The sequence below is a fragment of the Microcystis wesenbergii FACHB-1317 genome (assembly GCF_014696875.1).
Classification (GTDB): domain Bacteria; phylum Cyanobacteriota; class Cyanobacteriia; order Cyanobacteriales; family Microcystaceae; genus Microcystis; species Microcystis wesenbergii_A.
Map to the genome: position 1 here is coordinate 1 of NZ_JACJQV010000123.1, position 21,118 is coordinate 21,118.

Annotated in this window: 22 protein-coding genes; 13 read left to right on the forward strand and 9 right to left on the reverse strand. The window is 41.9% G+C overall.

Features of this window, described 5'->3' with window-relative positions:
• Positions 1-294: 294 nt before the first annotated feature.
• The 3 genes from ygfZ to gap form a co-directional block, all read right to left on the reverse strand.
• On the reverse strand, positions 295-1,308 hold the full coding sequence (ygfZ, locus tag H6F92_RS09720) for a CAF17-like 4Fe-4S cluster assembly/insertion protein YgfZ (RefSeq protein ID WP_190357686.1): 1,014 nt from the start codon (positions 1,306-1,308) through the stop codon (positions 295-297).
• Complete coding sequence (locus H6F92_RS09725) at positions 1,305-1,673, reverse strand: hypothetical protein (RefSeq protein WP_002740015.1); 369 nt, start codon at positions 1,671-1,673, stop codon at positions 1,305-1,307. Before H6F92_RS09725 ends, ygfZ begins: the two co-directional genes overlap by 4 nt.
• 280 nt (positions 1,674-1,953) lie before the next feature.
• Entirely contained in the window at positions 1,954-2,988 is a 1,035-nt protein-coding gene (gene gap, locus H6F92_RS09730) for a type I glyceraldehyde-3-phosphate dehydrogenase (protein WP_190357687.1), read from the reverse strand.
• Positions 2,989-3,265: 277 nt separating this feature from the next.
• Here gap and H6F92_RS09735 point away from each other — a divergent pair, with 277 nt between their 5' ends.
• The gene (locus tag H6F92_RS09735; RefSeq protein WP_190357688.1) at positions 3,266-3,403 is read left to right on the forward strand and encodes a hypothetical protein; all 138 of its coding nucleotides are present in this window, start codon (positions 3,266-3,268) and stop codon (positions 3,401-3,403) included.
• 337 nt (positions 3,404-3,740) lie between these two features.
• Entirely contained in the window at positions 3,741-6,161 is a 2,421-nt protein-coding gene (locus H6F92_RS09740; protein WP_190357689.1) for a phosphoketolase family protein, read from the forward strand.
• 122 nt (positions 6,162-6,283) lie between these two features.
• Here H6F92_RS09740 and H6F92_RS25520 read toward each other — a convergent pair whose 3' ends face one another.
• Entirely contained in the window at positions 6,284-6,430 is a 147-nt protein-coding gene (locus H6F92_RS25520; RefSeq protein ID WP_242030078.1) for a hypothetical protein, read from the reverse strand.
• Between the two features lie 1,026 nt (positions 6,431-7,456).
• Here H6F92_RS25520 and H6F92_RS09745 point away from each other — a divergent pair.
• The 4 genes from H6F92_RS09745 to H6F92_RS09760 all read left to right on the forward strand — a co-directional run bounded on the left by H6F92_RS09745 (position 7,457) and on the right by H6F92_RS09760 (position 8,932).
• Entirely contained in the window at positions 7,457-7,699 is a 243-nt protein-coding gene (locus H6F92_RS09745; protein WP_061431899.1) for an H-type lectin domain-containing protein, read from the forward strand.
• A 347-nt stretch (positions 7,700-8,046) separates the two neighbouring features.
• Positions 8,047-8,184 (forward strand): DUF4160 domain-containing protein, encoded by a 138-nt coding sequence (locus H6F92_RS09750; protein WP_239698113.1) that lies wholly within the window; start codon positions 8,047-8,049, stop codon positions 8,182-8,184.
• Positions 8,185-8,285: 101 nt separating this feature from the next.
• Complete coding sequence (locus tag H6F92_RS09755) at positions 8,286-8,630, forward strand: type II toxin-antitoxin system RelE/ParE family toxin (protein WP_190357690.1); 345 nt, start codon at positions 8,286-8,288, stop codon at positions 8,628-8,630.
• 2 nt (positions 8,631-8,632) lie between these two features.
• Positions 8,633-8,932 carry a helix-turn-helix domain-containing protein gene (locus H6F92_RS09760; RefSeq protein ID WP_012266232.1) on the forward strand — a complete coding sequence of 100 codons (300 nt, stop codon included), beginning with the start codon at positions 8,633-8,635 and terminating at the stop codon, positions 8,930-8,932.
• 34 nt (positions 8,933-8,966) lie between these two features.
• On the opposite strand, the gene H6F92_RS09765 is transcribed toward H6F92_RS09760, so the two are convergent.
• A complete protein-coding gene (locus tag H6F92_RS09765; RefSeq protein WP_190357691.1) occupies positions 8,967-11,264 on the reverse strand; it encodes a TOMM precursor leader peptide-binding protein in 2,298 nt (765 codons plus the stop codon).
• 547 nt (positions 11,265-11,811) lie between these two features.
• Between H6F92_RS09765 and H6F92_RS09770 the strand changes: the two genes are divergently transcribed.
• The 6 genes from H6F92_RS09770 (at position 11,812) to H6F92_RS09795 (ending at position 14,030) form a co-directional block, all read left to right on the forward strand.
• Positions 11,812-12,159, forward strand: a complete 348-nt coding sequence (locus tag H6F92_RS09770) for a rubredoxin (protein WP_002736293.1) — start codon at positions 11,812-11,814, stop codon at positions 12,157-12,159.
• 102 nt (positions 12,160-12,261) lie between these two features.
• The gene (locus H6F92_RS09775; protein WP_190357692.1) at positions 12,262-13,254 is read left to right on the forward strand and encodes a photosynthesis system II assembly factor Ycf48; all 993 of its coding nucleotides are present in this window, start codon (positions 12,262-12,264) and stop codon (positions 13,252-13,254) included.
• A gap of 78 nt (positions 13,255-13,332) precedes the next feature.
• A complete protein-coding gene (gene psbE / locus H6F92_RS09780) occupies positions 13,333-13,578 on the forward strand; it encodes a cytochrome b559 subunit alpha (protein WP_002737435.1) in 246 nt (81 codons plus the stop codon).
• A gap of 25 nt (positions 13,579-13,603) precedes the next feature.
• Complete coding sequence (gene psbF / locus H6F92_RS09785; RefSeq protein ID WP_002736175.1) at positions 13,604-13,738, forward strand: cytochrome b559 subunit beta; 135 nt, start codon at positions 13,604-13,606, stop codon at positions 13,736-13,738.
• A gap of 10 nt (positions 13,739-13,748) precedes the next feature.
• Positions 13,749-13,868 carry a photosystem II reaction center protein PsbL gene (locus tag H6F92_RS09790; RefSeq protein ID WP_002735805.1) on the forward strand — a complete coding sequence of 40 codons (120 nt, stop codon included), beginning with the start codon at positions 13,749-13,751 and terminating at the stop codon, positions 13,866-13,868.
• A 42-nt stretch (positions 13,869-13,910) separates the two neighbouring features.
• Positions 13,911-14,030 carry a photosystem II reaction center protein J gene (locus tag H6F92_RS09795; protein ID WP_043995402.1) on the forward strand — a complete coding sequence of 40 codons (120 nt, stop codon included), beginning with the start codon at positions 13,911-13,913 and terminating at the stop codon, positions 14,028-14,030.
• A 301-nt stretch (positions 14,031-14,331) separates the two neighbouring features.
• On the opposite strand, the gene psbB is transcribed toward H6F92_RS09795, so the two are convergent.
• The 4 genes from psbB to H6F92_RS09815 form a co-directional block, all read right to left on the reverse strand.
• Positions 14,332-15,858, reverse strand: a complete 1,527-nt coding sequence (psbB, locus tag H6F92_RS09800; protein WP_002785360.1) for a photosystem II chlorophyll-binding protein CP47 — start codon at positions 15,856-15,858, stop codon at positions 14,332-14,334.
• A gap of 434 nt (positions 15,859-16,292) precedes the next feature.
• Positions 16,293-16,604 (reverse strand): hypothetical protein, encoded by a 312-nt coding sequence (locus tag H6F92_RS09805; protein WP_002749272.1) that lies wholly within the window; start codon positions 16,602-16,604, stop codon positions 16,293-16,295.
• 78 nt (positions 16,605-16,682) lie between these two features.
• The gene (gene tatC / locus H6F92_RS09810) at positions 16,683-17,444 is read right to left on the reverse strand and encodes a twin-arginine translocase subunit TatC (RefSeq protein WP_002770330.1); all 762 of its coding nucleotides are present in this window, start codon (positions 17,442-17,444) and stop codon (positions 16,683-16,685) included.
• A 293-nt stretch (positions 17,445-17,737) separates the two neighbouring features.
• Complete coding sequence (locus tag H6F92_RS09815; protein WP_190357693.1) at positions 17,738-19,291, reverse strand: ApeA N-terminal domain 1-containing protein; 1,554 nt, start codon at positions 19,289-19,291, stop codon at positions 17,738-17,740.
• Between the two features lie 755 nt (positions 19,292-20,046).
• Between H6F92_RS09815 and nadA the strand changes: the two genes are divergently transcribed.
• Positions 20,047-21,006, forward strand: a complete 960-nt coding sequence (nadA, locus tag H6F92_RS09820; protein WP_190357694.1) for a quinolinate synthase NadA — start codon at positions 20,047-20,049, stop codon at positions 21,004-21,006.
• Positions 21,007-21,118 lie beyond the last annotated feature (112 nt).

The following is a 21,118-nucleotide window of genomic DNA, read 5'->3' on the forward strand; positions in this document are numbered from 1 at the left end:
TCAGTTATCAGTTATCAGTTATCAGTTATCAGTTATCAGTTATCAGTTATCAGTTATCAGTTATCAGTTATCAGTTATCAGTTATCAGTTATCAGTTATCAGTTATCAGTTATAGTCATTTCAATTAAGATTGAGAATATAAATGCCAGAGTTCATAAGGTTTTCATCGGTCTAGAGTGGATCAGAATTATCTGAAATGACTATATCAGATGTGAGTTATCACTAACCCAGGCGGGCGTTGGGTTTCATACTTCAACCCAACCTACGTTCTGATTACTAATTACTAATTACTGTTCACTGAAAGGGGTATTCGTGAGAGAGGAAGGGTAAAGAGATTAATTCTCCTGTTGCCTCGCCGATTTGTACTTTTAAACCCTCTCCCCCCGCTTTTGTTTTCACATAACCCAAGCCAAAATCTTCCAGCACACTGGTGAGTAAACCGACTTTTTGCGCTTCTAAAATAATCGGGGTATTGCTGGGGACGGGTTGGCTGAGTTTTATGCCCCAAAGTCTTTGTTTTACGCCTTTATAGGTGTTGAGACGGGCGATAGTTTCTTGACCAATATAACAGCCCTTATCAAAGACAATCGCTCGCCATAAACCGGCCTCTAAAGGGTTATAATCTTCAGTTAATTCTCGATCGACTGCCGGTCGTCCCTGATGGATTCTCAGGTATTCCCACACCTGTTCATCGGCGGGAGTAACGCCATTTTTAATTAAATTTTCCCAGAGGGGACCGGCTTCGGCGGCGGCAACGATTAAAGTATATCCGGGTAGGTCTAAGCCGGTGCCGACGGCCACTCTCAGGGGGGGGTCAGAAAGGAGATAATGACTATGCTGCACCCCCGTTAAAATCTGCTCTGGAACGGCTATTTTTTGCAGGTATTGCCCGCTTTCAGTACCGATTAGGGTGAAAATGCCAAAATTATCGGTTAAGTCGCTAATTTCCACCTTATCGAAGGGGAAAATATAGCGATCGATCAATTCCAGTAAAAATTGACGACGTTGGGGAGAAACGAGGATGAGGAGGGAATCATCGCCGGCGTAAACTGTGACAAAATCGAGGGTACGACCGGTAGAGTTAAGGAAAATTGTCTCACAACCTTGACCCGGTTTCAGGCGATCGATCGCGTTACTGGTTTGATTGTGGAGAAAACGCAGTCGGTCCTGGCCTTTTAATTCTAATAAACCCCAATCGGAGCGATCGATTAAAATTGTTTGGGATGCTAAACTTTGGGGATCATTGTGGTAATCTTTCAGAAAATTAGCGGCATACTCTGCCTTGATCGTTTCTAACGCTGCTTTCATTGGGGTAAATTAGCGAATAATCGGTTAATAATACGCTCGGTTTTTGTTTCCAAACTCTGCCAATCTAGTTCACCGGTGGGGTCGAGGAGACTGGTATCGATGGTGACGCTCTCTCCTTCATCGGTGGGATAATCGAGAAAACAGACTTGAAAACAAAGTTCCCAAATATTTACAGTAACGGAGCGATCGAGATAAGTCAAACAGAGCAGATAACTGGGATAGGGATCTTGAATTTCTGTATAAGTTCCTTTCCAGAGGGAATTTTCTAACTGTTTACGCAGATTATCCAGCACCCGAATAAATGCCGGCTGCATTAACAATTGTGCCTGTTCCCAAGCGATAATATCTTTAAATTTTGGATTCATCTTATCAGTTATCAGTGATCAGTTATCAGTTATCAGTGATCAGATTTGAGGATTAAGTGGGGGGATACCCCTGCCACCCTTGATAAGGGGGGATCTGGCAATTTTTAACACCCACCTACTTATTAAGTGAGCAATATTAAATAGACAAAGACATACATTTCAGCCATAGAACTATTTTGTTTTACTCTTGGAGATGTCTAATGGCATTAACAGTGCTGTCTTTTCACTGTTCACTGTTCACTGTTTACTGATAACTGATAACTGATAACTGATAACTGATTTAGGCTGTTACTAGGGTTGCTTCCTTAGCTGCCATCATTTTCATCAGGTCTAACATCCGGCAGGAGTAACCCCACTCGTTATCGTACCAAGAGACGACCTTAAAGAAATTGGCATTAAGTTGAATGCCAGCTTTAGCATCAAAGATACTGGAATGGGGGTCGGTGATAAAGTCACTCGATACCACTTCCTCATCGGTATAACCGAGGATACCTTTCATCGGTCCTTCGCTGGCGGCTTTCATAGCGGCGCAGATTTCCTCGTAACTGGTGGCTTTTTCGGTTTTAAAGGTTAAATCCACCGCCGAAACGTTGGGAGTTGGCACACGGAAGGCCATACCGGTTAATTTGCCTTTTAGGGAAGGAATAACTAGGGTTACTGCTTTGGCTGCTCCCGTGGAGGAGGGGATAATATTTTGACCAGCACCGCGACCACCGCGCCAATCTTTTTTCGATGGACCATCCACGGTGGGTTGAGTGGCGGTCATCGAGTGTACTGTGGTCATTAATCCTTCCGCTAGTCCGAAGTTATCGTTAATAACTTTGGTGATCGGGGCTAAACAATTGGTGGTACAACTAGCGTTAGAGACGATCAGATCCTTAGCGGGATCGTATTCATTATCGTTAACGCCTAGTACAATAGTACGAATTTTGTCGGGATCTTTGGTGGGTGCGGAGATAACCACCCGTTTGGCCCCTGCTTCTAGGTGTTTTCCTGCTCCTTCGGCGGTGGTAAATAAACCGGTGGACTCGACCACATAATCGGCCCCGGTTGCACACCAGGGCAGTTGAGCGGGGTCTTTAATCGAGTAACAGGGGATAAACTTACCATCCACGACGATGCCATCTTCTTTTGCTTCTACCGTACCCTGAAAACGTCCGTGGGTGGAGTCGTATTTGAGCAGATAGGCAATATTATCGGGGGGTACGAGATCATTGATACCAACAAACTCGAAATCAGGATTTTGGATACCCGCCCTAAAAACGAGGCGACCGATACGACCAAATCCGTTGATAGCGACTCTTACTTTTGTCATGAAAAAAACTCCTTTGCAGCTGCGATAAGCTTAGGCACGATCAAGAAAAAATAATTTGAGAATTGATTGGCCTCTAGAGAATCACTATATATGCTAATCAGCTTTTATCGATCGCTAGATGAAGTATAGAAAGATTTTAAGTTTCAGGGCTTCAAAAGCTCTCCTGCAAAAATCAAAAATCTTTCGTTAGGTGAGAAGACAGGAGACAGGAGACAGGAGACAGGAGACAGGAGACAGGAGACAAAAGATAACTATAATATCCATAAAATCTAAGATTATGTCAAATTTATCCGATTTTTTTAGATATTTTGACCTGATAGCGGCTCTAAAACTTACTTTTGCAGGAGGTCTAAAGATAAAAAATCATCAATTTGCCACTCTAGTCGTCCCCGCCACCGGCATCGAGAAAACCTGATTAGGCCCTGGCCGACCAACGAGAATGTGATTATATAGCCTTTTGGGAAAAGCCGACATTAAAAAATCATTAAAAGCTTTCTGAGAATGATTGATACCTAAGTTAAGAACATATTAATATGCCTTTAAAAGCGATTTAAAAACCCCGCCGGACTGACATAAATTCCCCAAGTCAGATTTGCAAAATATAGCTTATTTTAATAGTTTTTTGCGCCCCAAAAGGTTAGACTCTTGATTACAGTTTGAAAACCGGCCGAGGGTTAACCCTCTCGATAATCTGGAGAAATTGTCTATCAACTCTCTTAATCTTATCCTTCATAGATATTGGAGAAATATTCATGGTATTCGCACCAGAAAGACCCTTAACAGAACAAAATCCCCTTTCTCAAGACGAACTCTATAAAACCCATGCCTATTGGCGCGCTTGTAACTATTTAGCTGTAGGTATGATTTATCTGCGCGATAATCCCCTCCTCAAAGAACATCTTAAACCCGAACACGTTAAGTATCGTTTGCTCGGTCACTGGGGAGCAAGTCCGGCCTTAAGTTTTACCTACGTTCACCTCAACCGTTTAATCAAAAAATACGACCTCGATATGATTTTTATGGCCGGTCCCGGCCATGGGGCGCCGGGGGTACTCGGTCCGGTTTATCTAGAAGGAACCTATTCGGAAATTTACCCCGATAAAAGTGAAGACGAGGAAGGATTACAAAAATTCTTTAAACAATTTTCTTTTCCCGGTCACATCGGCAGTCACGTCACCCCCGAAACCCCCGGTTCTATCCATGAGGGCGGCGAACTGGGTTATAGTGTTTCCCATGCCTACGGTTCTGTTTTTGACAATCCCGACCTCATTACGGCCGTGGTGGTGGGTGATGGGGAAGCAGAAACCGGTCCCCTTGCCACCGCATGGCACTCGAATAAATTCCTTAACCCGATTCGCGATGGTGCGGTACTGCCAATTTTAAACTTAAACGGTTATAAAATCGCTAATCCCACCATTCTATCCCGTATTTCGACCCACGAGTTAGAAAGTCTCTTTGTTGGTTACGGTTACACTCCCTACATCGTCGAATGTAAGGAAGATGAAGACCTGCTCCACTGCCATCAAAAAATGGCCGCTACCCTAGAACACTGTATCAATCAGATTCGCTCCTATCAACAGGAAGCTCGCAGCACGGGTATTGCTAAACGTTACCCCTGGCCGATGATTATCCTCCGGTCCCCCAAGGGTTGGACGGGTCCGAAAAACGTTGATGGTCATAAAGTAGAAGGATTCTGGCGCGCTCACCAAGTCCCCATGGGTGCTATGCAGGAAAACCCCGAACACTTGAGAAAATTAGAGGAGTGGATGAAAAGCTATAACCCGGAGGAATTATTTGACTATACCACGGGTAAATTTAAGCCAGAATTTAAAGAACTCGCTCCTATTGGTCATCGTCGCATGAGTGCTAACCCGCACGCTAACGGCGGATTGCTGCGTAAAGACCTAAAAATGCCCGATTTTCGTCAATATGCCGTAGATGTCACCCACCCGGCCCAAGTGGAAGCGGAAAACACGGGAGTGATGGGGGTATTTTTGCGGGATGTAATGCGAAATAATATGACTAATTTTCGCGTTTTTGGTCCCGATGAAACTGCTTCTAATCGTTTAGCGGCTCTCTATGAAGTGACTAAAAAAGCTTGGTTAGCCGATACCTATCCAGAGGATTTAGATGGTAGTCAATTATCTGCCGATGGTCGTGTGATGGAGATGCTGAGTGAACATACTTTAGTCGGTTGGTTAGAGGGTTATTTATTATCCGGTCGTCACGGTTTATTTCACTCCTACGAAGCTTTTGCCCACGTTATCGATTCCATGTTCAACCAACACGCTAAATGGCTCGATATCTGCAAAAATCATGTGCCTTGGCGTGCTTCTGTTTCCTCTTGGAATCTGTTATTATCCTCGGTAGTTTGGCGGCAGGATCACAATGGTTTTAGTCACCAAGACCCCGGTTTTATCGATTTAGTAACCAATAAAAGTGCCGACGTGGTGCGGGTTTATCTTCCCCCCGATGGTAACTGTTTATTAAGTGTGACTAATCACTGTCTCAAGAGCAAGGATTACACTAATATTATCGTTGCTGATAAACAGAAACATCTGCAATACTTGACCATTGAAGAAGCAATTAAACACTGCACCAAAGGTATCGGTATTTGGGATTGGGCAAGTAACGATGATGACGGAATCAATCCCGATGAACCGGATGTAATTATGGCTTGCTGTGGGGATATTATCACTAAAGAATCCCTGGCAGCAACGGCAATTCTGCGGGAGGAATTCCCTTACTTAAAAGTTCGCTTTATCAACGTGGTTGATCTGTTTAAATTACAGTCTGAAAGTGAACATCCTCATGGTTTATCGGAACGAGATTTTGATAGTTTATTTACCCCTGATAAGCCAATTATCTTTAATTTCCACGGTTATCCTTGGCTGATTCATAAACTTACCTACCGTCGCAGTAATCAAGAACGTATTCATGTGCGCGGTTACAAAGAAGAAGGGAATATTAATACTCCCCTAGAATTAGCGATTCGTAACCAAGTTGATCGTTTTCATTTAGTAATCGATGTCATTGATCGCGTGCCGAAATTAGGTTCTGCTGCCGGTCATGTCAAAGAACGGATGAAAAATGCCATTATCGACAACCTCGATTATGCTTTCACCAATGGCATCGATAAGGACGAGATTACTAACTGGAAATGGCCCTATTAATTAATTAGCCTAGAAAGTGGTTTAGGTGATGATAATTTGGCGTTGCTGATTTTAAGTAGGAATTGTCCTCTAGGCAATTTTTCAAACCTAGGACTAGGCTAACTTGTGGATAGGATGCACAATTAGTATTCAGCTCTTGATTCAGCAACGCCGTTCATACCAGCAATGATTTGTCCGATGTCTTGAGCAGTAGCACCTGTTGCCAACAGCAAGCGGATCAGCAATTCCAGTGAAACTGACGGTAGAGCCGATTTTAGTGGCCAGTTCACTTTGAGTCATTATCTTCTACCGCTGACTTTTCAAACTTTTGCTAAGTAGGGTTGGCTGAATAAATCTAAAAACCTTGTTGGGTAAGACTTTTAGACTTTTTTGACCTCAAAAAGTGCCAACCCTTGGAGTGATCGGGGGGAAAATTCCGGGACTTTTTCCCTGAAAATTAGGTAATTGACCCCCTCAGAATCGGTAAAACCCTACACCCTACACCCTACACCCTACACCCTACCCCCACGAAAAACTTTTTCAGCAGACCCTAAGTAGGGAGGCACAATTATTTGTAGGATGGGTTAGCGGTAGCGTAACATGAGCGGGCGTTGGGTTTCATGCTTCAACCGTTCAGACCTCGGCGTGAGCTTTTGTCGAACGCAAAAGCTCACGGCCGAAGCCCAACCTACGTTCTTTTCTATTTTCCAGAATTGTGATCGCTTTTTTTATGTTTTCTTTTCATCCTCTGAAACTCTACAAATCAGAGGGTAAAAGGGTTTTGAGTATTTCAGCTGCCTGATTAATTCATTTGTTCTGTTTTCAGGAATTAGGGAGTCGTACCATAAAGTGACCCTTTAAATCTAATACAAATCTAATACAAATCTAATATAAATCTAATATAAAAGTTAATATTCTGCTCAAAAAAACATATTAGAAAAGTATTAATTTTAGAGATTGCCATTACCAAAAATAAAACTTATTCTGGTATCAAAGGTGATTAAACAAATCACTTTTAACCCAAAAGACAAGGCATTTTGCTTAAGGCATTATGGCTAATCTAAAAAATTCAGAAATGGATTTTGGAGAACGTCTTAATGGGACTTAGACAAAAAAACAATCGAGAAAAGCCTCAACTCCAATCCCCGCTTGGGATTTACTTCGAGAAGCCCAAAATCGCTGAAACCCAGATAGATCAAGGAAAATCATAAATCGAGGTTAACCCTTTGTCCCGTAATGGTTTGAGCCTTTTTTGCTGACTGAAAACGCCTCAGTCCCATTAAGGGTGTAAAGACAAGAAACTTAAGGAGAAAATCATGACACAAGTGATTCAGACTGGTAAAACTTTAAAGGCAGGCACGGGAAAGATAACAATTAACTTCCCGAAACCATTTGCTCAAATTCCTGTTGTTGTTGTCTCATCTTTTTGGGAAAACGTAGGAAGCCAAGTTGGAAATATTGAGACTATAGACACAATATCTCTTGAGAGCTTCACTATAGTTAGTTCTAATGCTGCTACTAACTACTATGTGAATTGGATTGCAATTTCACAAGAGTAAGTTTGATGGCCTCTCTTCTTAGCATTAGTTGAGCGTGATCGCTCCTTATTCTCGATTAGATTGAAACAACGAAACCCAATACTAATAAAGGTGTGTTACCTTAGTGACATACCTTTTATCTATCAGTCATCAGGAGAGCTTATTTATAGCGTTTCCTGTTCGCAAGAGGTACATTCTCGATGGTGAAAAGCTTAATCAGCAAAGGTTTAACTGTGCCATACAAGTGCGAGAATCGCTATATTTTCTGCTTAGATCAGTTAAAATTGAGGGATGATCTGCCCAGAAATTGGGTTTATCTTCGTACTTAACCTTAACATGAGAGGGAATCAAAGATGCTGGCAATATCGATGTTCTATGAAATCATCGTTTATAGGTATTTTATAGATAACAAACAACACTATATACGGCACATTAACGCTAGGTATCAAGAGGATGAAGTAATTGTCTCAATCCCTGATGGTGAAGTCCTTGAAGGTTCGAGTTAAACTAAAATGATCATCATCTTGCTTGTTAACTAACGAACAATTGACAAACTGATGATCCTGTTATACTAAATTAGGTATAAACCATAATCATTAACCCCAACATGGGAGATAAACCCATTTACTGGATTGGGACGTCAAGGGAAGATATTAGAGATTTTCCTGAAGACGCAAAGCGTAAAGCAGGTTTTCAACTGAGAGCTATTCAACAAGGAGAGAAACCCAATGATTTTAAACCCATTCCCATTATTGGTCAAGGAACAGAAGAAATTAGAATTTGGACAGGAGAAACCTACAGAATCTTTTATGTGGCAAGGTTTAAAGAAGCGATTTATGTCCTTCATACTTTCGGTAAAAAAACACAGAAAACCTCGAAAAAAGAAATTGAATTGGGACAAAAACGTTATCAACAAATGATTCAATTTAGACAACAATTACAGGAGGAATAACCATGACACAATCTAACCCTATTGAGATCACTTTTGGTAGCGATAACATCTTTGAAGATTTAGGATTTAACAGTGAAGAAGCAACTAACTTAAAAATTAGAGCCGATTTGATGTTAACCTTGCGGTCTTTTATCCAAGAAAAAAGATGGACACAGCAAGAAGCCGCCACTTTTTTCGAGGAAACACAACCAAAAATTAGTGATTTAATGAATGGAGAAATTAGCCGTTTTACTGTTGATAAATTACTCAGTCTTTTAGATAAAACGGGAATGAAAGTTAAACTCGAAATCTTCACCAAGTAACTTAAAATAATCAACAATTGACCATGAACAAGGGTTACATCCACATGGGAAAAGGATTTAATTCATCTTCCGTTAAAGCTTCTTTTAACCATCCCATGCTAACAGGAACATCATACAATCTTCCTGCCCCTAAACGCTTCCACATATGACGCATTCCGGGGACAATAACTTTAGCCACCCTTAAACCAATATCAGCACGAGTCTGATCTAATACTAACATTTCCATCCCCTTTGACTCAACAATTTGCTGACACAATTTAACATCCTCTAATAAATCATCACTGGCTAATTGTAAATAATCATAACTTTTTTTCGGTATTATTTTACTATCGGGAACTAAATAAGATTGATTGCTTAACCTTGCCGTTTGCCACCATTTGACCGCCAAAGGATCCGCAGAAGGATTGTAAATCGTTGTCCCATCTTCCTTAAAGGATAACACATTCGGTAAGATTTGATTAACCTCCGTTAACGCCCGACTAATAGCAATTTTTGGATCAAAATGCGCCCCATATCCTAATAAAATATCCTCCACTTCCCGCTCCTTTCTCGGACTAATAGCAGCAAAACAAGGTATATTCAAATCACTGGTAATATCTAACACCCATAGCTCCCGATTTAACCCCTCATAATATTGCTTTAATTGCTCAAAATATGGCTCATTAAAGCTCTCTAAATCAACGGAAGGTTTAACTAATTGATTATACCACCATAAAGCCACACAATCTCGTTCCACTAACTCCATAAATCCTTGTAAAATCGCTTCTTCTATCGTATTTCCCGCAGCGCAGCCATTAGAATCAGCCCAACAATCTAAGGGTTCAGATTGAGAATAACCATAATAACAATATCCCGTCGGTAAATACTTAAAATCTTGAGCAGTTAAAGACCATACAGGTGTCCAATCAATCATTCTAGTTTCATCAAAAGGTTCAGGGACTTTTTGAAACCATCCTTGATTCTTCCCATTCCATTCTTCTCGATGTTGATATTGTTTTTCACTAAAATTCATACATTTGTTAGGATGAATAGCTTTATCTAGTAACTCTTGATAACTCGCTTTTTCTCTGATTTCATTCCCTTGAAAAACTCCCGAATAGCGCTCAATAGCTTCACAAAATCCACTTGCTTTTGCTTGACTATCTGTACGGCCTTTTCCCGCACTTCTACCTCCAATATTTTGCCGTAAACTGTCTAAATCATCAAAGACACTGCGAAAATGATGTTTCGCTACATAAGTATGAACTAAAGCATTCCCTTGTATCTTATTTAATTCTCGCACAATTCCCGTAATGGGACTGATAAGATGTTGATAGGTTCTTAAGGTTTCTTCAGGAGAACAAAAACGATGTCCCCCATCACTGGTAAAAGCCTTTTTACGATGTCCCAAAACCACAGGTAAAGGTGTTTTATTTAGAGAATATCCACAACTAGGACAGTTCGGACGTTTAACTAAAATATGCTCTTGAAATTGTAAATTTAAAGTATCATAAGTCATCATTGTTCCTTCTAAACGTTGATTTTTACCTTGAATAATCCACTTAAAAACCTCCATAGCCGTCAGATTTAAAACCGTCTGTATTGTCGCCGAAGAAAATCCTAAAGGAGAAATTAAAGAAATCTTATTTTCTCTCTGTCTAATGATAAATTCCTCCACTGGACGATTATCTCGTAATCGTTGAGCCAAACAATGCCAACAACCAGTTTTATCGGGATCAAATAAGGGACCAATCCATGCTAGATTTCCCAGGGGATTAACTAATAACCAAGGCTTTTGTGAGACTAAAGCTTGTTGATTAATACTCTCTAAATCAGGATGAAGATAATTATCGGTTAAAATAATGGTTAAATCCCCTTCATCTGCGACTTGAACTTGCAAGGAATTCAAAATATTGATCAAATCTTGCTGGGGAATTAAGCCTAGGGTTTTAACTGTAACCTTCAGAGATTGTAATCGTTCAAAAGCTTGGGCTTGAGAAACCTGAAGATGATGGCATAAAATTGCTAAATTAGAGGGCAATAATTCTTTTTTTTCTAACAAAAAACCTCGTTTATATAACTGAAAAATCGCTTTTTGAATTGCCAAGCTATAATTAACAATAACTGCGAAGAAATTAGCATTATTGGGATTGATTTCCTGATTTTGTAAAAATTCTAACTGAAGAATATCAATAATTTCATCAAGATTACGTTGACCATCAATTAATCTTACCAAACGATAATAAAGCGGCTCTTGGAAACAGATTGATTCTCGCTCAGATAGAAAAAATACCGTATTTGGTTCTAAGGTTTCAATTGAGTAGGCAGGATTCCAATCAAGCTGGTTGAACACAATTTTTACTCTCTTTTTAGTTAAGGTTGATCATATACCTATAATATAAGGTTTATAGCAGTTATCTTAATGGTGAGGTGCGAAGTTTTCGTTTTCGGGAACGGGGAGGGAGCAGCCCATTTATGCCAAAATATAAAAGCGATCGCTAAAAGTGATTAAATTTATGCAATATGGAGACAAGTAATTTAGCTTCACTCTCGCCTCTAAGAAGAAATTAAGCTAGGGATTTAGTCAATTTGATCAAGAATAATCGGTTAGAGGTGAGAAATCAGACCGCTAATTTCTTCCCTGCCTGAAATTTCTCAATTTCTCAGACTAAATTTTACTACCAAAATCAGGGTAAATAGCCCAAATATCAACTTAATAAAGTTTTAATAGACATTTAAGCCCTAATAGATTAATCTTACTTTTTTTAAAGCCGATATGCTGCCTCCCTAATCCTTTTCAGACTTGAAAACTGGCTATTCTGTTAGGGGTTGGCCGTGAGAGGGGTCAATTTTCAAGGATAATTTGTAACAGAGTGTTGAAAATTCCTTTAATCTTAGTCATGAGCGATCGCCCACCAGAACTAACCCTAGCCGACCAGGCCCCTGCCAACCACGAATGTCGCTCCTGCGGCTACGTTTACGACCCCAGCAAGGGAGATAGTAAAACCAACACTCCCGCTGGAACCCCCTTCGAGGAATTGCCAGAAACGTGGCGCTGTCCCGTGTGTGGTGTGCGTCGTTCCCAATTTATCAACATCGGAGCTAAAGATGCTCCTTCGGGATTCCAAGAAAATCTTAGCTATGGTTTTGGAGTCAACCGTCTGACTCCGGCACAAAAAAATATTTTGATTTTCGGGGCTTTAGCGCTAGGATTTGTTTTCTTTATTAGTTTATATGGTTTAAACTAACTCAAGCACTCATTATCTTTAATCCAACGGCTCTTATAAGTCTGTAACCCATCGGAAACCCTAATCCGTCCCGATTCCTTGACCAATACCTCTGAACCATTGATGAGAAAACTGAAACAATTCGTAATAGTTCTAGCTGTAGCCTTTTTCTGCTTTAGCTGTAGTAGTGTGCCATCCCTGAGCAATAGTCCTTGGCAAATCCTCACCCTCGACACTGACTCCACTTTTGCCGATATCGCCTTTACCGACGACCTGCAGCACGGTTGGTTAGTGGGAACCAAATCTACCCTCTTTGAAACCAGCGATGGGGGGGACAGTTGGCAGCAAAAAGTCCTCAACCTTGGCGACGAAAAAGTTAGCTTTAGCGCCGTCAGTTTCCACAACCAAGAGGGTTGGATTGTCGGTAAACCCTCAATTCTTCTCCATAGCGAAGACGGGGGCAGCAGCTGGTCCCGTATCCCCTTAAGTGAAAAATTACCCGGTTCCCCCTACGGAATTATCGCCCTCAACGACAAAACCGCCGAAATGGTCACGGATTTAGGCGCTATCTACCGCACCAAAGACGGAGGCAAAACTTGGCAAGCTTTAGTGGAAGGTGCCGTGGGTGTGGCCCGGACAATTGTTCGTTCCCATGATGGTAAATATGTGGCCGTTTCCGCACGCGGTAACTTTTATTCCACCTGGGAACCGGGGTCAACAGAATGGCAACCCCACAATCGTCTTTCTTCCCGCCGCTTACAAAAAGTCGGTTATGGTGAAAATGGGGAACTGTGGGCCCTGGCCCGGGGTGGTCAACTACAATTTACTAGCCCCAATGATCTCGATACATGGGAAGATAAGGTATTCCCAGAGTTTTCCACCAGTTGGGGACTTTTGGATCTCAACTACCGCACCCCCGAAGAAATTTGGGTCGCTGGTGGTAGCGGCAATCTCTTGGTCAGTGATGACGGCGGCCAGTCTTGGCAAAAAGATCGCGCCGTGGAAAGTGTCCCCTCCAATCTCTATCGAATTGTTTTTATCAATTCCGACAAGGGTTTTGTCTTGGGACAAGATGGGGTCTTACTGAAATATAATCCCCCCAGCGAACCGGCCTAAAACTTGTCTCAGGGTCAAGAAAGTCTCTATTATAGAGATTGAATTTTTCAAGTCCTATCATTCCGAGGAGAACCGTCCATGTCAGGTAGTACCGGCGAACGTCCTTTTGGCGATATCGTTACCAGTATTCGTTACTGGATTATCCATAGCATCACCATCCCCATGCTCTTTGTCGCGGGTTGGTTATTCGTGAGTACTGGTTTAGCTTACGATGTTTTTGGCACTCCCCGTCCCGATGAGTATTACACTCAAGAGCGTCAAGAATTACCGATCATTAATGATCGCTTTGAGGCCAAAAATCAAATCGAGCAGTTTAATCAGTAGTTTACTTTAATTAAGGATAAAAACAATGGCTAGTGGTAATCCCAATCAACCCATTTCTTACCCCATTTTCACCGTTCGCTGGTTGGCAGTTCATACCTTAGCGGTTCCGACTGTCTTCTTTATCGGTGCAATTGCGGCAATGCAGTTTATTCAACGCTAGGAGAACAATTATGGAAAGAACACCTAATCCGAATCGGCAAGCCGTCGAGTTAAATCGTACTTCTCTTTACCTAGGTTTACTCCTAGTTGCTGTCTTGGGAATTTTATTTTCCAGCTATTTCTTTAACTAATTAGTCCCGATTTATTGTCATCGCAATTAGGAGGTGTTATTCATGTTCGCAGAAGGTCGTATTCCTTTGTGGTTAGTCGCCACCATCGCCGGTCTAGGCGTTATCGCCGTGGTTGGTCTTTTCTTCTACGGAGCTTACGCCGGTTTAGGTTCCTCTATGTAATTCCATTGCAGGTAATTTCCCCCGGCAAAAAACCGTTAGTTATCGAAATAACTAGCGGTTTTTTCACTATTCGGTTTCAAGTAAAGCTCGATCGAACTTTAATACCAAATCCGTTGAGTAACGCACAGAAAACGGGTTTCTCGGAGAAACCCGTTTTCTGCTCATGCAAAAGGCAAAGGGGAGAATAAATAATCAGTTTTTAATAACCAGATTTAGGATAAATCCGTTTTTAATAGTGTGATTAACAAAAAAAGGAGTCAAAGACTTGACTCCTTTAGTTATATAGATGATTTAGCTAAAACTAAACTTCTTGTTTACGAGTGCTAAGATCACCCAATTTTTGGAATAAACCGAATTCTACTTGTTCTTCCAGATCCGGATCGACCCCGGCGAATACGTCGCGGTAGATGGTACGAGAACCGTGCCAGATGTGACCGAAGAAGAATAGTAAAGCAAAGACAGCATGACCGAAAGTAAACCAACCTCTCGGAGAAGTGCGGAATACCCCGTCAGACTTCAGGGTTTCGGTGTCAAACTCGAAAGCTTCACCGAGTTGCGCTTTACGGGCAAATTTCTTCACGTCAGCAGGATCGCTGAAGACCTGACCATCGAGAGCGCCACCGTAGAAAGAAACGGTAACACCACTTTGTTCGATACTCAGTTTCGATTCCGCACGACGGAAAGGAATATCAGCGCGAACGATACCTTCCGAGTCAGTCAGGACAACGGGGAAGGTTTCAAAGAAGTTAGGCATCCGACGCACGCTCAGGACGCGACCTTCGCCATCTTTGAACACAGGGTGTCCTAACCAAGATTTAGCGATACCGTCACCGCTATCCATGGCACCAGTACGGAATAAACCACCTTTAGCGGGGCTATTACCGACATAATCATAGAAAGCCAGTTTTTCGGGGATTGCTTGGTAAGCTTCAGCGATGGTGGCCCCATTGGCGATGCTGGCCTCCACACGACGCTCAATTTCTTCTTGGAAATAGCCCTTATCCCATTGGTAACGGGTCGGGCCAAAGAGTTCGATCGGCGTGGTAGCATTACCGTACCACATGGTTCCAGCCACGACGAAAGCGGCAAAGAAAACGGCGGCGATACTGCTAGAAAGCACCGTTTCGATATTACCCATTCTCAGGGCTTTATAGAGTCTTTCGGGGGGACGAACGGTTAAATGGAATAAACCGGCGATAATCCCGACGATACCCGCAGCAATGTGGTGAGCTACCACACCCCCGGGGTTAAAGGGGTTAAAACCAGCCGGTCCCCATTCGGGAGCTACGGGCTGCACATGACCGGTTAAACCGTAGGCATCGGAAACCCACATCCCGGGACCCCAAAGGCCTGTTTGATGGAAAGCACCGAAACCAAAGCAAAGTAAACCGGATAAGAACAGGTGAATACCGAACATTTTCGGCAAATCGAGCGCAGATTCGCCCGTGCGGGGATCGACGAATAATTCTAAATCCCAGAAAACCCAGTGCCAAACCGCCGCTAGGAATAGCAGACCGGATAAAACAATATGAGCGGCGGCAACGCCTTCAAAAGACCAGAAACCGGGGTCAACACCAGTTTCGCCGGTGACGCTCCAGCCACCCCATGAACCAGTGACACCTAAACGGGCCATGAAGGGCAGCACGAACATTCCTTGCCGCCACATCGGGTTTAATACGGGGTCACTGGGGTCGAAAATAGCCAGCTCATAGAGGGCCATGGAGCCAGCCCAACCCGCTACCAGTGCGGTGTGCATCAGGTGAACGGAAATTAAACGGCCCGGGTCGTTGAGAACGACTGTGTGTACTCGATACCAAGGTAGTCCCATTGACTACGCTCCTCCTATTGACAATTTAGTGTCCACTTAGACGCTTTTTATATTCAGGGTCAAAATATAAGCCCAACAATCTCGACGGTTAAGTGCAAGAGTTAGCCAACCTACATTATCCCTTGAAAAGTGTATCTATTCTAAAGAAGTGTAACTATTGTTAGAAGATATTTCAAGTGTTGGCGATCGGTCTTCGGCCAGAATAGTCCAGATAGGGGTGTGGGGTGTGGGGTGTGGGGAGAAGGGTGTGGGCTGTGGGCTGTGGGCTGTGGGGTGTAGGGTGTAGGGTGTGGGGTGTAGGGTGTGGGGTGTAGGGTGTAGGGTGTAGGGTGTAGGGTGTGGGCTGTGGGCTGTGGGCTGTGGGGAGATGGGCAATTATGACTGATAACTGATAACTGATAACTGATAACTGATAACTGATAACTGATAACTGATTACTTCCTCAGTAGTTCTTCGGCATTTTGCAGAATTTCGAGGACTTGTTCGGCACTAATCAAGCGTTTTAGCACCACTTGCCCGATGGTGGGGACAGTATCGGCAATTTCGGCACTCTTGGGGGCAACTTCTACCATAATCACGGCTTCTTCCACCTTATAAAGCCATAAAACCTGTTCTCCCTCTAAAATACCGATATTTAATCGCTCTATCTGCGGTGGTCGTCGCCAACTACTCGCGTGATCCCACAAACCGCCAAATTCCCACACCCGTCCTATTGTCCAACCTGCCGTTAAGAAAAAATATTTCACTTTGTTACTCAATCTAGAATCAATCTCTAGCTTTCTGGCTTAATTAGTTTTCAGCCGTCAAATTCTATCAAAAAACTGCTAACGTCCCGTTAATTTCACTACCCCAATGCCCCCAAAGTATAGACCCAAGACCGCCCCTGCTAACAGGGATTGGGTGAGAGGATCTGTGGAAGGGGTTAAAATCGCGCCTAAAATCACTGCCCCTAAAACCACGAAACGCCACCCCGATAACATCGTTTGCGAGGAAATAATGCCTAAAAAGCTCAAAATCAATTGAATAACGGGAATTTGAAAGGCGATGCCGGTACTAAACAGTAAAAGTAAGACAAATTCAAAATAGCGCTCGATCGACCAAGCTTGTTCGACCACTTCCGCCCCATAATTGACAAAAAAGTTTAAAGCGGCGGGAATCAGGGCAATATAGGCAAAAAATAAACCAGCAAAAAATAAAACACTCGATCCTAACACTACCGGAACAATTAAACGCCGTTCGCGACGGGTTAACCCCGGCAGCACAAAGAGGATAATTTGCAAGAGAATGACCGGACTAGCCACCAGTATGCCGCTATATCCAGCTACTTTTAGGGAGACGAAAAAAAATTCTCCCGGGGCCAACTGCAAAAATTTTACCCCTTGGGCAGGGACTTCCAGCACTTGTACTAGGGGTTTAACGAAGATAAAACATCCCACCGCACCTACGGCCACGGCAATTAAACTATAAAAAATCCGGCGCCGCAACTCCTCCAAGTGGTCAAATAAGGACATTTCCACTTCTCCGGGTAACTCATCGAGGAATTCAGGACTGTCTGGGGGCGGGGTTTTTACTTCTGTCGATGACATGGCTTTGGCTCGATCGTTCTCTACTCAAGCCTTTATCCTAGCATTGATAACCCTTAGCTATTAGCCGTCAGCTATCAGAATCATTCCAACATCGTCGGGTTTGCTCGGTGACAGGTTGCCAATCCAGAACTCAACCCACCAGAGCGGCATCGCACTTTAACCCACAACTTCAATAAATGTGCATGGTGCGTTCCCCAAAAATCGATCAGTGGAGCAGTGGGAGCCACATTAGGGAACGCACCCTACAGCAATAGCGATCGCACTTAACAAGCAATATAATCGTGAGTGGTTAATCAGTTTGAAGATGGTCGCCATTCTTTCTGATATGCTCTATTTCGCTCCACAAGAATTTTAATAGACTCATCGGGAAGGTTTAGCTCTCTTAATAAGCAAATTTGTAGAATCACAGTTAACGTATGAAAAAGTTGAAATAACTCCCTACCCCTTGCCGCCTGTTGTCGTTTTTCTTTATTATGATGCGTCAATGCATTCCGAGTTTCAGAAGCTCTCCTAGAAAATAATTCCCTATCTTTTACGCTTCCTATAAAATTATTTGGCAGCAAGGAGGACACTTTATTAATAATTTCTTTGAGTCTTGTCTCTAAAGTAAAGCTTGTTTGATTTTTTAGTTTTCCCTTTAAAGCATTTCTAAACTCATCACTAATTCCATTTTCTTGATTATCACTTTCACTTGGAAAATCGTTCAATACCTCTATAAATTTCTTGTAAAGTCCTTTTTTGTAAATCTTTTTATCTTGATATGAACCTTCATACTTTCTTGTATGATAAGCCTCCAAAGCTTGGATTATATTTAGAAATTTATAACCCAAGTAAAGGCTAGAGCTATACATTGTTGCCATTAACAAGTCAAAAACAGGTTCATATTCCTCCCTTTTATTAATCCATGCTTCAAAGAATGATCCCAAATTGTTTTCTACATCACTAAATAGAAATAGCATTTTATCGGGGGACAAGTTTATCTCAGAACTCTTCGTAGGATTCCATAAACCAAATATTATGATGACTTGAGTTTCCCGCGCCTCTTTTTCCAGTGTGAAATCTCCATTTGCTTGCTGTACAGGCTTTTCATGAATGACATCTGCTTTCCCAGTAACCTTAATTACTGAAGTTGCTTTTGTCATTGCAAAGCTTAACAAATCACTGAATCTTATCAATAAATTGACACAATCATCTATTGGTTGATTGCAGGGATTTTGTATGGTCAGATAAGTTTTTTGCTCAATATTTGCATTGTACGCGTTAGGGTAAAATGGATAAACACATACTGAAGAAAAGGTAATATATAAATCGAGACTGCCAATTTTCGCCAAATGAATACTCGATGGCGGCTGATAACTCATCCATATTTTGTTCTCTTCTTGAGATGCAAAAACCTGTATTCCAGATTTGCCAACCCATTTCTCTAGATGAGAATATTGAACAGAAATAGATTTCAATTTTATGTCCTGTTCATATTCAAAGTGAATTTTTCTAAAAACATACTCGACATTGAATGAAAGACTCGCTGTGAGTTTTGTCAATTCAAAGCTTTTAACTTGTCCAGAACACCTGTATAAGGTAATTTTTTCATTGTTATCAAGCAAACCGAGAATAATGATTTCCTCAGGCTTTATAAAGTCAAGTCGTACACCTGATGTTAGATTTGATTCCCCTTCAATGGAAGAAATCTTTACCTGACCTATCTCTTTAAGTTGTGAACTATAAAACGAACCAATTAATTCTAATGTTGCGCCACTCTCAGGCGAAAAGCTTAGTTTTCCTGGAACTACTACTTCTGGTTTGTTAGGAAGCCACCACTTCCCTAAGCTCACAAATTCTTCAAGCATCTGCGTTCAGTATGTATTTGGCTCGGCGCTGATTATACTATGAAATTTTCTCCAGAGCAATGTTTGCTCACAAGTAACCTTAAATTACACTTTACTAAAAACTTTCCGCCAGTCTAACCCTACATCCCAACAGCTTCGGCTCCGGTTACGCCCCTACCAAGGACTAAGCGGCATAACTACATATTATAGGTCAACTTTCTGTATAACACTCTCCAGAGTAACGATATGTAGAAACTTTCTGTATATCACCCCATTTAAGCGTGATCGCAAGAAGTTTTCCCCATATCACGTCCAAAAGCTTGTTAGCCAGATTAGCATATTGCCAAAAACCTTGTTTAACTAAATTTCTGACAATTCAGGCTCATTCTAGCGATGATTCCTATGTCTGACCGCACCCCTTGACAAAAATTTATAATTATTCGACCAATAGCGATCGCTATCGGGGGATAGTTGTTTTTTGTTACAGCATTGGGGAGAAGGAAGCGGGTTGTTCAAGTGGGATTGGGAGTTAATCATGGTACAAGGCAACAGGCTCCAAAAAAGAAGGTAGAAACTAAGCACATCAAAGCTTTTAACTTAACCAATTAGGTTTTAGATTCGGCCCTTGTGATCAGATGTGAGTTTTCAGTTCACCGATTACTGATGACTGTTTACTGAGCACGGAAAAAAGCTCTCGCTCCCTAATCACTTTAAAAAAATTTGCTATGATATAAGCACTTGTTTAGTATTTGGTAAAAATTACCATAAACCCCACCGTGTTCACAACTGTTCAACCCGCAAATCGTTCGAGCTTACCTGATGACCTATTTACGGCAATTAAAGAGCTTAAACGGGAATTAAACGCCGTTATTCTGGCTCACTACTATCAAAATTCTGACATACAGGATATAGCTGATTATATTGGTGATTCTCTAGGTTTATCCCAACAGGCTGCCCGAACGCCAGCAGATGTGATCGTATTTGCGGGGGTTCACTTCATGGCAGAAACAGCTAAAATCTTAAACCCAGATAAGTTGGTATTGCTGCCGGATTTAGATGCAGGATGTTCTTTAGCTGATAGTTGTCATCCTGAAGATTTTGCTCGTTTTAAAGCCCAATATCCCGATCATATCGTGATTTCCTATATCAATTGCAGTGCAGAAATTAAAGCTATGAGTGATATTATCTGCACCAGTTCTAACGCAGTCAAAATAGTTAATCAAATCCCTGCCCATCAACCGATTATCTTCGCTCCCGATCGCAATTTAGGTCGTTACGTCAGTCAGCAAACTGGTAGAGATTTAGTTCTCTGGCAGGGTAGTTGTATTGTCCATGAAACTTTTTCCGAACGCAAGATAATAGAATTAAAAGTCGCCCATCCAGAAGCAAAAATTATCGCCCATCCTGAGTGTGAAGCATCGGTTTTACGCCATGCAGATTATATTGGTTCCACGACGGCACTATTAAATTATTCCCTGAAAAGTTCCGAAAAAACCTTTATTGTCGCCACAGAACCGGGGATTATTCACCAGATGCAAAAATCCGCCCCAGAGAAACTATTTATCCCCGCACCAGCTTTAAATAACTGTGCTTGTAATGAGTGTCCCTACATGAGACTGAACACTCTCGAAAAATTGTATCTCTGTATGGGAGATAAAACTCCAGAAATTACTATTTCTGAAGATTTAAGAGTTAAGGCACTGTTGCCGATTCAAAGAATGTTAGAAATGTCTTAATCAGTTATCAGTTATCAGTTATCAGTTATCAGTTATCAGTTATCAGTTATCAGTTATCAGTTATCAGTTATCAGTTATCAGTTATCAGTTATCAGTTATCAGTTATCAGTTA

Coding starts and splice junctions, on each gene's coding strand:
- tatC (WP_002770330.1), bottom strand. CDS start 17,444: ATGTCATCGACAGAAGTAAAAACCCCGCCCCCAGACAGTCCTGAATTC.
- H6F92_RS09755 (WP_190357690.1), top strand. CDS start 8,286: ATGGGAGATAAACCCATTTACTGGATTGGGACGTCAAGGGAAGATATT.
- gap (WP_190357687.1), bottom strand. CDS start 2,988: ATGACAAAAGTAAGAGTCGCTATCAACGGATTTGGTCGTATCGGTCGC.
- H6F92_RS09815 (WP_190357693.1), bottom strand. CDS start 19,291: ATGCTTGAAGAATTTGTGAGCTTAGGGAAGTGGTGGCTTCCTAACAAA.
- H6F92_RS09790 (WP_002735805.1), top strand. CDS start 13,749: ATGGAAAGAACACCTAATCCGAATCGGCAAGCCGTCGAGTTAAATCGT.
- H6F92_RS09735 (WP_190357688.1), top strand. CDS start 3,266: ATGTCAAATTTATCCGATTTTTTTAGATATTTTGACCTGATAGCGGCT.
- psbF (WP_002736175.1), top strand. CDS start 13,604: ATGGCTAGTGGTAATCCCAATCAACCCATTTCTTACCCCATTTTCACC.
- psbB (WP_002785360.1), bottom strand. CDS start 15,858: ATGGGACTACCTTGGTATCGAGTACACACAGTCGTTCTCAACGACCCG.
- H6F92_RS09725 (WP_002740015.1), bottom strand. CDS start 1,673: ATGAATCCAAAATTTAAAGATATTATCGCTTGGGAACAGGCACAATTG.
- H6F92_RS09750 (WP_239698113.1), top strand. CDS start 8,047: ATGTTCTATGAAATCATCGTTTATAGGTATTTTATAGATAACAAACAA.
- H6F92_RS09745 (WP_061431899.1), top strand. CDS start 7,457: ATGACACAAGTGATTCAGACTGGTAAAACTTTAAAGGCAGGCACGGGA.
- H6F92_RS09770 (WP_002736293.1), top strand. CDS start 11,812: ATGAGCGATCGCCCACCAGAACTAACCCTAGCCGACCAGGCCCCTGCC.
- psbE (WP_002737435.1), top strand. CDS start 13,333: ATGTCAGGTAGTACCGGCGAACGTCCTTTTGGCGATATCGTTACCAGT.
- H6F92_RS09775 (WP_190357692.1), top strand. CDS start 12,262: ATGAGAAAACTGAAACAATTCGTAATAGTTCTAGCTGTAGCCTTTTTC.
- H6F92_RS09740 (WP_190357689.1), top strand. CDS start 3,741: ATGGTATTCGCACCAGAAAGACCCTTAACAGAACAAAATCCCCTTTCT.
- ygfZ (WP_190357686.1), bottom strand. CDS start 1,308: ATGAAAGCAGCGTTAGAAACGATCAAGGCAGAGTATGCCGCTAATTTT.
- H6F92_RS09795 (WP_043995402.1), top strand. CDS start 13,911: ATGTTCGCAGAAGGTCGTATTCCTTTGTGGTTAGTCGCCACCATCGCC.
- H6F92_RS09760 (WP_012266232.1), top strand. CDS start 8,633: ATGACACAATCTAACCCTATTGAGATCACTTTTGGTAGCGATAACATC.